The sequence below is a fragment of the Legionella bononiensis genome, from assembly GCF_016786215.1.
Taxonomy (GTDB): domain Bacteria; phylum Pseudomonadota; class Gammaproteobacteria; order Legionellales; family Legionellaceae; genus Legionella; species Legionella bononiensis.
Genome location: NZ_JADOBG010000002.1, coordinates 177178 through 190717, shown reverse-complemented (window position 1 = coordinate 190717; position 13540 = coordinate 177178). Strand labels below are relative to the sequence as shown.

The window sequence follows — 13540 nt, the reverse complement described above, 5'->3', positions numbered from 1 at the left end:
TAATCCGAGTACTCGGATTCACTCTCAATCCGAGTACTCGGATTCTGCTATAATTTGCTCTAAATAATTTGAAACGTGCTCACACATATCTTCCACATTAACAAAACTAGCAATCTCTTTATTAAGAACAATAGATGGAAGTCCTCGATAATCTGACTTGCAAGTAAATAATTTCTTCCCATTTACAGAGATATAAGACTTAGCATTACTTATAGTTTTAGTTTCATTTTTTTGTGGCAAGGCCTTCTCTTCAAAAATTTTTTCTAACTTAGCTTGTGAGGTGATTGTTTTACCTAACTGATTGGCAATAGAAAGCATTTTACTGTAGTTTTCTTTAGACTTATTAAGTAATTGAACAATCGTTACAGCAAGTTGTTTTGAAAGGGCATGTACATCAGGGATAGCACTCACTATATCGTCTGGAATTTTAGAATAAGCCATTAATTCGTTGAATGTAGAATAGGAGATGCGTAATTTTTCGGAAAGTTCCTTCTCGGTTTTAAATACATTATCTAATAACAGTCGTTTATAAAGCATCGCATTAGAATAATTACTAACATCATTCCGTAACTTATTCTCTGCATCTTGCGATGCAATAGCATCTTGTACGTTGGGAATATCTTTTCTAATTACAAGAAACGGGATTCCTAATCTCATACAGGCGATGTGTCTTCTTCGACCGAAAATAACCTCATACTTTATTTTCCCATGAGGATTAGGATGATTTCTTACTAAAGCTGGCTGCAACTGCTTATTTGATTTAATAGAATCAATTAGACCATCAATATCACCTAATTCACTTTCTTGGCGGTTAGCGTATTTCCATGGCTCGCATTCTTCTGGATTAACATAAATTAACTCCTGTTCAGCAAATTCAATTCCAGATTGAGTTTTAAAATAAGATGGAGCCTTGGGAGTAGCTGGTTTTAAGATAACTTCTTCAGTAGTCTCTATTTTTTTTACTTGACCACTTTTCATGAGCATGCCTAAGGGGCCAGAATTATGAACGTTACGTTTACTATTATCCATGTTATTCTCCACTTACAAAGGATGCTTTAGCTTGTTTATCCCAGATTTCTTTAAAGTTATTAATAATTTCAAGATTAACATCATCTAAATGTTGCAAGGCTCTGCGATAAGCTTCTCGACTGCCACGCGGCTTTGAAACATCATAGATGGTTCCAATCTCATTAGCTGCTTTTGCAACTTCTACTGTTTCACACATATGATTAGTGAGAATATATCTGCCAAACTGCTCTCGCATCATATTCTCCATCTGTAACGCTTCATTACTTCCGCTGTGCTTAGAAATGAGTATTCGTAAATATTCCAATTTTTTTGAAGGTAATTCTTTAAACATATTTCGTAGGGTAGCTGTGTACATAATGAAACTTGAATAATCATTCATACTAGGAGGGATAGGGATAATGATGCCATCACAGGCAATGATTGCATTAAGTGTTAGTAAACCTAGATTGGGTCCACAATCAATTAAAATTACATCGTATTGATTTTTTATAATTTTTAATGACTCTGATAATCGTATGAAGGGTGAACCTAGACGCTCATGATTATTTTCTTTTTCATTAGGTAAAATCAGATCACAATCTTGTATCGCTAAGTTAGCTGGGATGATATCAAGACCATCAAAATGGGTTTTTAATATTACATTTTTGATATTGTTAGGATTGGATATTAACACATTGGTTATTGTATCTTCATAACGCAATTCTAAATCAGGTATTAATCCAGAACTAATTAAAGTTGCTGTTCCTTGTGCATCAAAGTCTAAAAGTAGGACTTTTAAACCTTCTATAGCAATTTTTTTTCCTAAATCAACTGTGGTTTCAGTTTTTCCAACTCCACCTTTTAAGTTAGAAACCGCTATGGTTAAACCCTTTGAGCCCTTTGGTCTTTTATATCGGGTTTCTGCTTTATCTCTAAGCACATTAATAGCTGCCAAAGTATATTTTTTAACTTTTCTGCCATTTTCAGAGTCTTCAATTACAATTCCAGGGATATCATCTGAAGATTCTAGCAATTTTCTGAACGTAGGATCGGAAACTTTAACCATTTTTGCGGCCTCAATAGCTCCCCAAGTTCTAGGTTTTTTTCTTTTCTCAGGACTAATTACAAAATTTCTTAATGTTAGTAACATTTCGTTACCTGCTTGATAGAACTTATCCATTAACTGTTCTGGATTATCTGTACCATACGTAATGATTTGAGGATCAAGCATGATTTCCCTTTTATTAAATTAAGTAATTTTCACATTTTTTATAATTTATCTATGATTTATTGAAAATGCAACAGAAAAATGAAATTTCTATTTACTATAGAAACACAACGTGTTTTAATTTTTTTAAGATCTTTTTATTAGTTGTTTAGAAACTGAATGATTCAATGTTCTTAAGGATTGTAAGAGGACTAGAGGGACTTTTACGGGGATTGGTAGGGACGTTTGCAGGAATGGTTGAGACAGTTACGGGACAGGGTGAGACGTTTTCAGGAAGTAAAAATAAGAATAATAACAGAAGGTGCGACGTTTACAGGTAGGGTGGGACGTTTGCAGGGAAATTGAGGAGAGACACTCGTGTCAAATTTAGAATTGAAGGGATTGAAGTTGCTTCGAGCCTTAGACAATTCATTCCAGGATGGAGAATCTATACCCCGCGAATCTATTACACATTTAGCTGTTGAGTTATTAATTTCTGGCAAATACCAGCCTCGAAAACAATTTGACGAATCTATTTTAGATGAGCTCGCAAACTCCATTAAAGTTCAAGGGATTATCCAACCCCTTATTGTTAGAAAGATAGCAGAAGATCGTTATGAGATTATTGCTGGTGAAAGACGTTGGCGAGCAGCGAAAAAGGCTGGATTAACTTATGTACCTGTTATCGTCAGAAATATTGATGATAATGTTGCCCTTGCATTTTCACTGATTGAAAATATTCAACGTGAAAATCTAAATCCAATCGAAGAGGCATTAGCATTGAATCGGTTTCGTGAAGACTTTCAAATGACTCATGAGGACATGGCACAGATGATAGGGCGTTCTAGGGTTTCGATTACTAATTCGCTTCGCTTATTATCTTTAGAGCCTAGAGTAATAGAGATGTTGAGCGAGGGTAAGATTGATATGGGGCACGCTAGATCCCTTTTGAAACTTTCCCAAGAACAGCAATATCAGGTTGCATGCATCGTTATTGATAAACAACTTAATGTGCGTGATACCGAGGCCTTAGCCAATCGATTGAAGTCCTCCAGTGATGAGGGGCATAACAAAACTATTTCTTCGGCTATACCTCATGATAAATGTGAGGAGTGGAGTACTTATCTATCCCAACAATTTACCACTAATGTTTCTGTAAAAGTAAATGCTGAAGGTAAAGGAAAAGTGATTATTGAGGTGAATTCTGCTAGTGAGGTGGATTGGCTTATTAAGCTAATGAGCGAAAGAGGTTAGTTATCCACAATATCTGTTGATAACGTTGTGTAAAGTTCGTGGGTTATAACGTAATTATGCCTATTAATGGGAAAATATTTGCAAAACAAGCAACGGATCATGTTCTCTGGTCTTTATAGCAATGTTCTGGTTGCTTATAAACTTTTCTCTACTCATGCCACCAATTAGAATTATGAGCATTGAATCAGCATTTTAAAGACAATGATTTTTGACTAAAAAACTATCCATTTCTGCTCTCTATCCCTAACAATTGAAAAATCTAGTGTCCCCAAGTCATTTTCTTAGCCTAATACTCGATGGCTAACGTTGCGATTATTCCGACTATACTCATTCTATGCATCTTAAGAGGGTAAAGGCATGTGTGGTCGATTTGCTTATGTGGCTTCTTATGAGAAGTTAAAGTATGAATTTCATTTATCTAATTCTGTTGAAATTACTCCACGATTTAATATTGCTCCGGGTGCCGATGTGGTTTGCCTTGTCAAAACCAATACCGATGAATTGCAAAGTGTTGTATTGCGCTGGGGATTAATTCCTTCCTGGACAGCTGACAGGAAAAAAATTGGAAGCCTTATTAATGCACGCGCTGAAACTCTTTTTGAAAAACCAGCTTTTCGAAATGCCATGAAATCTAAACGATGTTTAATGCCGATGAGCGGATTTTATGAGTGGCATGTGGAAGGAAGTGTAAAGCAACCCTATTTCTTTCGCAAGATCAATCAGGAGTTGCTCGCTGTAGCAGCTCTTTGGGATACGTGGCAACTTAGGACTGAAGTGATTCATTCGTGTTGCTTAATCACCACCGATGCCAATCCACTGATGCAATCAGTTCATCATCGAATGCCTGTAATTTTAGATAGGGAGGCCCAATCTCTTTGGCTAGATAATTCACAATGCCCAAAAGAGGATCTATTGGCTTTGTTAAAACCATATTCTTATGACGATTTAGAAGGGTATCGCGTGTCGACTTTAGTCAATAAAGCCGATTTCGACCATCCTTTGGCTATGGAGCCCTTGCCCCAAATAAAAAGATAAAAATATTTTTCCTAATATTCCCGTTGACTTAAGTCATCTTCCCCCACTTTTGTACCTTTGGTGATCTTTACAGCATAATTTTCCCTGTCTATGATATTTGTAACAAAAATCAAAAAAGAGGGTATCATGTCACCACGAGGTGGAACAAGAGCAGGGGCAGGTCGTCCAAAAGGAGAACCTACTAAAGCGGTTCGGATACCTATGTCGCTATTGGCGGAGCTTGAGCGATTAAAAGAGAAGCCTAACTATCAGCTTCCGGTTTTTTCCAGTAAAGTCCAAGCCGGATTCCCATCACCTGCCGATGATTACATTGAAGGATATTTGGATTTAAATACCAAGTTCATTAGGCATCCTTCTGCGACTTTTGTGTTGCAAGCCACGGGAGACTCCATGGTGGATGCGGGAATCTTTTCAGGCGATTGGTTATTGGTGGATAGAAGTAGGGGTGTGACAATCATTGGAACGAAAAGGTACTCTAAGCATTTTGTTCATGGCATTTAAAATAGTTAGTACCTAATCTAGGTAAAAGCTGATCAGAAAAAAATGGTTCTTCTACGTTCCAAAATAGAATTGAAGCACCTAAGTATTCTTTCGAGAAAGAATAGAAATCAGAAAAACTGTAAAAATCACCGGTACTTGGGTTTTTATAAGTGTAATCAGGTTCTTGGATAGCTATAGCCGTCAATAGTTTACCTTTAAATTTATGAAAAAAAGGATAGCTATTTTTCATTTGAGAATCTTTATAAGGTACAACATCAGGGCCACCTAAACCAATGTGGTGATTCATGGCGAAATCAAATAGCCTACTCATATAATGATGGTCATTGTTCCATTCTCCTGGAAAAAAATTGACATACTGGATAACGCTACTTTTTTGAAAAGCATTTTTTAGGTAACTAATATTATCAATTACTGAATAAAAATACTTATCTGATGTGAAGTCTTTAGGCATATGGTCAGGGTCAAAATCAGCCGATGTTTCTGGTAGGTTTATACCGTAAATTTTCCCATCAAATTGAGATCCTAATTTTTTTATTAATAATTGAAAACGAGCTTTTACAGCAGGATCCCATGTTCGTGCTACCCATCCTGTTGTAATAGGTTTTCCTTCCCCAGGAAAATCATATTGCATTTCCACTCCACCATGATATATGTCTTCTTCGCGGATATAGTCAGGAACGTTAAATACATCGGGAGTAAATGATCGGTCTTGTATTTGGATAAAGAGTTTTTTATGGACTTTATTAAGAAATTCTAAGTCATTTTCAATTTTTGAAAAATCATAAACGCCTTTTTTAGGTTCTAATTGTTTCCAAGAGTAAACAATTTGCACTCCATTTATACAGTTATTCTTGAGGACATGTTCATATGAAATTGCCTCGTTTCCACCCAAAAACAAAAATAATTTTGGTAACCCACCTTCTGCGAAACTAGTGCTACTAAAAAATGATAGAAGCCCTAAAAGCAATATTTTTCTAATTTTCCGTTTTACATATTTCATCAATGAGGTATCTGGCCAGCATTTCTCACGGCATAAGTCTCTAGTTAGTGAAATAATCATTTAATATCTTAATTGTGATTGGTTTTAATAACTGGCTACCGAATGGTTTTAAACTACCATCCGATTTATCTATGGATGCTTGTACCTTTTTGTCAGTTAAATTACTTACAAAAATATATTGTTGATTACCATTTTGAATAAATCCGACAAACCAGCCATCACGCAATTTACTGGGATTAGTTAATCGCTCGTTACGACCATGTCGACCAGAGCCTGTTTTACCAAAATAATCAGCACCGTTATCTAGTTTTCCGAGATATAAATTTTCCTTTGTATTTAACACGACTTCAGTTGAAACGGGCAGCTCATTGCTGAACATTGATTTTAAGAAATTAAGTTGTTCCATAGCAGAAATTTTTAAGCTGCTACCTAACCAGGCATGAGTGATACCATTATTCTCGCCTTGATCGCCATTAAAATTTTGATTGCCATAATCAAAACCTGCTAAATAGTGTTTGATGCGAGCATAGCCCAATTGCGGAGTAATCTGTTGAGATACCCAAAGAACCGAATATTTCAGCCAACTATTAGGGGTTTGATCTTGTTCATGTTCAGGTATTACACCTTTTTTGCCATCCCATTTAAAGACTGTCTTCTGGTTTATGACTCCTTGATTAAAAGCCATTAATGATAAAGGAATTTTAAATGTTGAATCTGGAGAAATTCTCTGGTTACAATAATTATTCGGATTATACTCACTAACTATTTTATGCTCATTAAGGTTATAAAGAATAAAGCAGGCATCGTAGTTTTTAAACAATTCAGAATATTCTTGTGTGGTTTTTGCATTAACATTTATGGAAAGTGAGCTAGTAGCTAATAGAAGAAATAATAGTTTTTTCATTTTTTAAATACTTATAATGTTAGAGGGTTATGAATGTGCAATATTACTCCAAAGATATATACCGATAAAAGCTAGCCCGAGAAATTTTTAGGGTTTTGCAGATATCATCAACACTCATCCCATGATTTTTATGCATGCGCTTAGCTGTAAGCACTTTTGGATTGTCTGGTGCAATTTTCTTTCTTCCTCCGCTTCTGCCTCTGGCACGCGCTGCATCTAAACCGGCTTTGGTTCTTTCTTGGATTAATCTTCGTTCAAATTGAGCAAGAGAGGAAAAAATATTAAAAATTAACTCTCCTGAAGCTGTTGTTGTGTCAATAGCGCCGTCGCAGAGAGAACGAAATCCAATCCCTTTATTTCCCAAATCCTCAATTAATTTCACTAAATGAACCATTGAGCGACCCAATCGGTCTAATCGCCATACTAAAAGAGTATCACCAACTTCCAATTCTTCCATGCACTTATCTAATCCAGGTCTTTCAGTACGAATACCTGAAATTTTATCGATAAATATTTTATTTTTTGCACAGCCTGCTGACTCAAGTGCATTGAGTTGCAATTGAACATCCTGGTCATTTGTACTAACGCGGGCATACCCTACTAATTTTGGCATGTATTTTCTCATTATTGATTGATAAATTGGGAAAATAATACTTTGTTTATTAAGATGGATAGATGATACACTTATGACCGCTTTTATTCTATCAATTTTTTCTTCTTAACAAACGAACGTTTTATGAGACATTCATGCCTGTTGATTTTTTAACCGATGAGCAATATCAGTCCTATGCAAAATATCCTGAAACTCTGACACAAGATCAACTTGATAAATATTTTTACTTGGATGATAAGGACAAAGAATTAATCAAGGCATGTCGCCGTGATTACAATAAACTGGGATATGCAATACAATTAACTACGGTTAGATTCCTTGGTACTTTTCTTGCGAACCCAATTGATGTGCCCAATCAAGTTGTCCATTACATTGCAAAACAATTAGCGATTGAACTTCCAGTAGTACTCGCATCTTATATGGATCGTAAAGCAACGCGATTAGATCATTGTGGTGAAATAAAGACTGTATTTGATTATAAAGATCTTGGCGGCATCTGGGGCTATCGATTAACTCGCTGGCTGTATGATCAAGCATGGTATGGCAATGAAAGACCAAGCATTTTGTTTGAACGTTGCACGCTGTGGCTCATCAGTAGAAAAGTTCTATTACCAGGCATAAGTACATTGACCGTTTTAATAGCAAAAGTTCGAGACCGGGTTTCAAAACGGCTATGGCAGCGACTGACTTTGTTGGTAGATATCAACCAGAGGCAGCAACTCGAAAACTTATTGTTGGTACCTGACGGTAAACGTTATAGTAAACTTGATGAATTAAAAAATGGACCAACACATATCAGCAGTGCTGGATTAGTGCAGGCACTAAAACGTTATCAATACATACGTGACTTAGGCTTAGGTCAAACAAACATTGGCAATATACCCAAAGCAAAAATTAATCACTTGGCCAGATATGTCACTGTCTCATGGGCGCCATCGATTGCACGAATGCCTGATGATAGACGCATTGCAGTGCTGTTTTCATTTGCATATGTTTATGAAATCAATGCGCTTGATGATGCATTAGATCTGTTGGTCATGTTGATCACAGAAATTACTGCTGCAGCAAAACGATTAGGTGAGAGAAAACGTATTCGTAGCTTGGGTGATTTGGATAAAGCTGCATTAAAGCTGTCTGATTTTGGTGACTTGTTTTTACAATATGATGGGGAACAAAACTTGCCAGCTGTAATTTACAAAGCTATTTCTAAAGATACAATATCCAATGCGGTAGAGATCATTAGGCAAATTGCCAAACCCCATCATGACAAATACTACGATGAGCTGCTTGAGCAATATAAAACCGTACGTCGATTCCTGCCAACATTACTTAGCACGGTTAAATTCCAAACAACTAAAGAAGGCAAACCGGTACAAGCAGCAATAGAATTTTTAGCGTCTATAGAAGGGAAGAGAAAACCTTCATTTCAAAATGCGCCACTTGATATTATTAATACTGGTTGGCGAAATATTGTTATCAACCCTAAGACCAAGGAAATTGATAGACCAGGTTATACCTTATGTGTCATGGATCATCTACAAACTAATATGCGCAGCCGAGATATGCACGTAGTACTTAGTGAACGATGGTGTGACCCTCGCACTAAATTGTTAAGAGGTGCTGCCTGGGATGAACATAAAATTCCAGTATGCCGATCACTCAATTTAAGTATTGATTTTGATAAGGAGTTTGGTTACCTGTCTTCAATATTAGAAGATAAATACCAGAATGTGCTGCAAAGATTACCCCAAAATGATGCGATTGAGATTGTGAAAAACAGTAAGGGAAAAGATAGAATCAAATTATCCAGATTAGAAAAAATTGAGGAACCAGAAAGCCTAAAAATATTGAAAAGTAAAATCGACAAGCTGATGCCTCGCATTGATTTTCCAGAATTATTGCTCGAAGCCAACCGTATGTCTGATTTTACAGATGAGTGCACTCATATTAGCGATAATAATTCACGCATATCTGGAATTGAAGTCTCATTATGTGCAGTCATTATGGCGGAAGCATGCAACATTGGTATTGAACCATTGATTAATGAAGACAGCCCAGAATTGACACGCAATCGATTAAGTTGGATTCAGCAAAATTGCATCCGTGCTGAAACAATTGCTAGATCTAATGCGAAATTGGTAGACCTGCACTTCCAACAACCACTTGCGAAAAAGATGGGTACTGGTAATATTGCTTCTGCTGATGGCGTAAGATTTACCTGCGCTGTAAAAACAGTAAATTCTGGGCCTAATAAAAAATACTATGGGCCAAAACGCGGGCTAACTTATTACAATTTTGTATCGGATCAAAATGCAGGATTTCATGGAATTGTAATTACTGGTACTCTTCGTGATTCTCTTTATTTATTGGATGGCATGCAGGATCAACAAACAAGTCTCGATATAAAAGAGATAATGACTGATACGGCTGGTGCTAGCGAAATAATCTTTGCGTTATTTTGGTTGTTGGGATACCAATTTAGTCCAAGGCTTGCTGATGTTGGTGGTGCACGTTTTTGGAGAGTTGATTCTAAAGCGGATTATGGGGTGCTTAATGATATTTCAAATCACAAAATTAACGAAGCATCAATACGCAAGCATTGGGAGGATATTCTACGAGTCGCTGTTTCCTTGAAATTAGGTCATGTCAGTGCTTCAGATTTAATACGTTCCTTATTTCGAAAGAATAGACCATCTGGCCTGGCCAAAGCCTTAATGAACTTAGGTCGTATTATTAAGACGTTATATCTGCTCAATTATATTGATAGCGAAGAGTACCGACGTCATATTTTGATACAACTCAATAAAGGTGAAAGTCGCCACAGCTTGGCACGCACCGTGTATCATGGAAAACGTGGTGAAATTCACGAAAAATATCGCGAGGGGCAGGAAGACCAACTCAATGCATTAGGATTGGCAACCAACGCTATTGTATTATGGAATACGGTTTACATGCAGGCTGCATTAGATTATTTGCGCGCACAGGGTGAAGTGATAAATGAAGAAGATGAAGCAAGGTTATCGCCATTAGGGCGGAAACATATTAATTTCTTGGGACACTTTTCATTTATGTTGCCTAAAGTTGTGGCAGAAGGTCAATTGAGACCATTAAATGTTGCTGAAAAGCTAGAGCTGGCTTAATGATTTTTGCTTAGAGTACCTTTTCGTTCCAATGATTGTCACACCCCAAGTATTGAAGCCAGCGACGGACGCATTGTGATTGCTGCGGTTAATGGGGAGCTAACTGTCAAGCGCCTTTCTAAAAAAAAGGGGAGGGTACAATTACTTCCAGCCAATTCCAAATTCAAACCCATTGATATTACACAAGATTGTGAAATGGTGATTTGGGGTGTCGTTACTTTAGTGCTTCATGAGCCGGCCTAACATGTTTGCCTTAATTGATTGCAATAATTTTTACGCCAGTTGTGAGCGGTTGTTTCGTCCTGATCTACGAGATGCTCCCATTGTAGTGTTATCTAATAATGATGGGTGTTGTATTGCACGCTCGAATGAGGCCAAAGCATTAGGCATTGCTATGGGTGAGCCCTATTTTAAAATCAAGAGCCTATGTGCCAAACATGGAGTTAAAGCCTTTTCTTCTAATTACACTTTATATGGCAACATCAGCCATCGCGTAATGTGTACGATTGAAGAATCTTGGCCCCATGCAGAAGTGTATTCAATTGATGAGGCTTTTTTGGATTTAAGTAGTATGCCTGTTGAGTCGCATGCTTCCTTTTGTGCGATGTTACAAAAGAAAATCCTAAAACATACCGGGATTCCAACTTCTATTGGTATTGGTCAGACTAAGACCCTGGCAAAACTAGCCAATTATTGTTGTAAGAAGGTGTTTAAAATTCCTGTGTTTAATATCACTGCCAATCGCGAGCAATTACTAAAGCAGATATCCGTAGGTGATGTTTGGGGAGTAGGTCGGCAATGGGAAAAGAAATTAATAGCGCGTGGTATTTACACAGCTTATGACTTAGCAAATACCAATCCGCATCATTTGAAAAAGGGGTTTAATGTAGTGCTTATGCGCACTGCGATGGAGCTTCAAGGCATTGCTTGCGGTGGGTTGGAGGAGGAAGCGCCCAAGCAAAACATTATGTCATCTAAAAGTTTTGGGAAGATGCAAACTGATTTTGAGTGTGTGGCACAATCGGTCAGTAGTCATTGTGCGCGTGCGGTGGAAAAAATGCGCGGGCAAGGTTTGGTAGCCCAACGCCTGTACGTGTTTGTGCATACGAATCGATTTCGTGAGGATTTAGCACAGCATTTTCAAGCTATGGAGTTTCGCTTGGTCAATGCAACGGATGATTTGCGCTTAATTACCAAAATCGCCAAACGCTGTTTGCGACGTATTTTTAGATCAGGATATTATTATAAGAAAGCAGGGGTGTGCCTTGAGGATTTAATTCCTAAAGACCCCCGCCAGTTGGATATGTTTCATCAGCCAACGGATGAACAACTACAACATACCGAACAACTGATGAGTGTGTTGGATAAGGTTAATCAGAAATACGGACGAAGTACGATTCGATTGGCTGCTGAGGGCTATTCCAAACCGTGGGATATGAGAGCGCAACTTAAATCACCTGCTTACACAACTCGCTGGAGCGATGTACCTCAAGTGAGTTTTTATTAAAATGAATGTTTTGCTCGAGGACGAAGCGGAGCTGGAAGCTGTGCGAAAAATTATCCATATTGATATGGATTGTTTTTATGCGGCGATTGAGATGCGCGATTTCCCAGAGCTTGCCAACAAGCCCCTGGCAGTAGGTGGGCTTGCAACTCAGCGTGGCGTTATTTCAACCAGTAATTATGCGGCAAGAAAATATGGTGTCCGCTCTGCGATGTCCACCGCAAAAGCCTTGAAACTTTGTCCTCATCTCATAGTGCGACCTGGGCGAATGGATGTATATAAACAAGAAAGCCAATACATTCGAAAAGTATTTGCAGACTACACTGATTTGATTGAGCCGTTATCTTTAGACGAAGCTTATCTTGATGTTACTCATTCCCCCAACTGCAAAGGCAGTGCGACCTGGATGGCTCAAGAGATACGAGAGCGAATTTTTCAAACACGACGACTCACGGCAAGTGCTGGCATTGCACCGAATAAAAGTTTGGCGAAAATTGCCAGTGATTGGCATAAGCCCAATGGGCAAATGGTTATTAGACCAAGTGAAATATCAGCCTTTATGAATAATTTACCCGTGCGTAAATTATTTGGAGTGGGACCAAAAATGGAAGAAAAATTAAGTGCATACAATATTAAAACATGTGCTGATGCGCAGCAGTACTCAGCTGAATATTTATTTCATGAGTTTGGCATTATGGGACAAAGACTTTATGAATTAGCTCGGGGTATCGATAATCGCCCGGTTAATCCGGAGCGTATTCGCAAATCAATTAGTGTCGAGGAAACTTATTTAAATGATTTACCCAATGTTGAGGCATGTCTTGCCGCTTTGCCTGAGCTTGTCACGCGTCTTGAAGCACGCATTCGACGTGCAGGAGAGATTTCAGGAATTCATACGCTTTTTGTTAAATTGAAATTCAATGATTTTCAACAAACCGCGGTCGAGCAAGTATTTCAACAAATTGACCTCCCTATTTTATGTCGATTAATCCAAGAAGGTTATTTACGAAAACGGCTTCCTGTAAGACTTTTAGGGGTGGGGATTAAATTAAAACAAGAAAAAGTCTATGAGCTGAGGCAGCTGCCTTTATTTGATTTGTAAATGACGAAAAATACTTGTTGGATTGAAGAGGTGATAGAAAATAATTAGCGACTTTGCGGTCATTGTATGAAAAAAGAGTATAACGCATGGATCTTATCGAACAAATAAATGGGCAATTGCATAATCTACTACCTTATGAAGGTACAGTGCATTATTATTACCCTGGCGTCTAAAAGTTGATTAATCCCATGCAGCATATTTAGTCTCATTTTTCTTAAAAAAATTCATAATTTTAAACGCATTAAATTGTATTTTAGTCAGGTAAAGTCTGA

Annotated in this window: 10 protein-coding genes and 2 pseudogenes; 7 read left to right on the top strand and 5 right to left on the bottom strand. The window is 37.6% G+C overall.

Annotated elements, in window-relative coordinates:
- Window positions 1-24: 24 nt before the first annotated feature.
- Together IZU94_RS02015 and IZU94_RS02010 are read right to left on the bottom strand one after the other, a co-directional pair.
- A complete protein-coding gene (locus tag IZU94_RS02015; RefSeq protein WP_203107505.1) occupies window positions 25-1029 on the bottom strand; it encodes a ParB/RepB/Spo0J family partition protein in 1005 nt (334 codons plus the stop codon).
- A 1-nt stretch (window position 1030) separates the two neighbouring features.
- Window positions 1031-2239 (bottom strand): AAA family ATPase, encoded by a 1209-nt coding sequence (locus IZU94_RS02010; RefSeq protein WP_203107503.1) that lies wholly within the window; start codon window positions 2237-2239, stop codon window positions 1031-1033.
- A gap of 354 nt (window positions 2240-2593) precedes the next feature.
- Between IZU94_RS02010 and IZU94_RS02005 the strand changes: the two genes are divergently transcribed.
- The 3 genes and pseudogenes from IZU94_RS02005 to IZU94_RS01995 form a co-directional block, all read left to right on the top strand.
- Window positions 2594-3469, top strand: coding sequence for a ParB/RepB/Spo0J family partition protein (locus tag IZU94_RS02005; RefSeq protein ID WP_203107501.1), 876 nt, complete (start codon window positions 2594-2596; stop codon window positions 3467-3469).
- A gap of 357 nt (window positions 3470-3826) precedes the next feature.
- Window positions 3827-4504, top strand: coding sequence for an SOS response-associated peptidase (locus IZU94_RS02000; protein ID WP_203107499.1), 678 nt, complete (start codon window positions 3827-3829; stop codon window positions 4502-4504).
- Window positions 4505-4630: 126 nt separating this feature from the next.
- Window positions 4631-4945, top strand: a pseudogene (locus tag IZU94_RS01995) (LexA family protein); the annotation flags it as partial.
- 34 nt (window positions 4946-4979) lie between these two features.
- On the opposite strand, the gene IZU94_RS01990 reads toward IZU94_RS01995, so the two are convergent.
- From IZU94_RS01990 to IZU94_RS01980, 3 genes are read right to left on the bottom strand one after another with little or no spacing between them, the layout of a single operon-like run.
- On the bottom strand, window positions 4980-6005 hold the full coding sequence (locus IZU94_RS01990; protein WP_203107497.1) for a hypothetical protein: 1026 nt from the start codon (window positions 6003-6005) through the stop codon (window positions 4980-4982).
- Window positions 6006-6045: 40 nt separating this feature from the next.
- Window positions 6046-6909 (bottom strand): penicillin-binding transpeptidase domain-containing protein, encoded by an 864-nt coding sequence (locus tag IZU94_RS01985; RefSeq protein WP_203107495.1) that lies wholly within the window; start codon window positions 6907-6909, stop codon window positions 6046-6048.
- Window positions 6910-6952: 43 nt separating this feature from the next.
- Complete coding sequence (locus IZU94_RS01980; RefSeq protein ID WP_203107493.1) at window positions 6953-7522, bottom strand: recombinase family protein; 570 nt, start codon at window positions 7520-7522, stop codon at window positions 6953-6955.
- A 134-nt stretch (window positions 7523-7656) separates the two neighbouring features.
- Here IZU94_RS01980 and IZU94_RS01975 point away from each other — a divergent pair, with 134 nt between their 5' ends.
- The 4 genes and pseudogenes from IZU94_RS01975 to dinB all read left to right on the top strand — a co-directional run bounded on the left by IZU94_RS01975 (window position 7657) and on the right by dinB (window position 13268).
- On the top strand, window positions 7657-10662 hold the full coding sequence (locus IZU94_RS01975; RefSeq protein WP_203107491.1) for a Tn3 family transposase: 3006 nt from the start codon (window positions 7657-7659) through the stop codon (window positions 10660-10662).
- 48 nt (window positions 10663-10710) lie between these two features.
- Window positions 10711-10905: pseudogene (locus tag IZU94_RS01970) on the top strand (LexA family protein); the annotation flags it as partial.
- Window positions 10892-12169 carry a Y-family DNA polymerase gene (locus IZU94_RS01965; RefSeq protein ID WP_203107489.1) on the top strand — a complete coding sequence of 426 codons (1278 nt, stop codon included), beginning with the start codon at window positions 10892-10894 and terminating at the stop codon, window positions 12167-12169. The pseudogene IZU94_RS01970 and the gene IZU94_RS01965, both read left to right, overlap by 14 nt.
- A 31-nt stretch (window positions 12170-12200) precedes the next feature.
- Window positions 12201-13268, top strand: coding sequence for a DNA polymerase IV (gene dinB / locus IZU94_RS01960; RefSeq protein WP_203107839.1), 1068 nt, complete (start codon window positions 12201-12203; stop codon window positions 13266-13268).
- Window positions 13269-13540 lie beyond the last annotated feature (272 nt).

Bases quoted from the DNA above. Each gene is read 5' to 3' on its own strand.
- IZU94_RS02015 (WP_203107505.1), bottom strand. From the start codon at position 1,029: ATGGATAATAGTAAACGTAACGTTCATAATTCTGGCCCCTTAGGCATG.
- IZU94_RS02010 (WP_203107503.1), bottom strand. From the start codon at position 2,239: ATGCTTGATCCTCAAATCATTACGTATGGTACAGATAATCCAGAACAG.
- IZU94_RS02000 (WP_203107499.1), top strand. From the start codon at position 3,827: ATGTGTGGTCGATTTGCTTATGTGGCTTCTTATGAGAAGTTAAAGTAT.
- IZU94_RS01990 (WP_203107497.1), bottom strand. From the start codon at position 6,005: ATGAAATATGTAAAACGGAAAATTAGAAAAATATTGCTTTTAGGGCTT.
- IZU94_RS01985 (WP_203107495.1), bottom strand. From the start codon at position 6,909: ATGAAAAAACTATTATTTCTTCTATTAGCTACTAGCTCACTTTCCATA.
- IZU94_RS01980 (WP_203107493.1), bottom strand. From the start codon at position 7,522: ATGCCAAAATTAGTAGGGTATGCCCGCGTTAGTACAAATGACCAGGAT.
- IZU94_RS01975 (WP_203107491.1), top strand. From the start codon at position 7,657: ATGCCTGTTGATTTTTTAACCGATGAGCAATATCAGTCCTATGCAAAA.
- IZU94_RS01965 (WP_203107489.1), top strand. From the start codon at position 10,892: ATGAGCCGGCCTAACATGTTTGCCTTAATTGATTGCAATAATTTTTAC.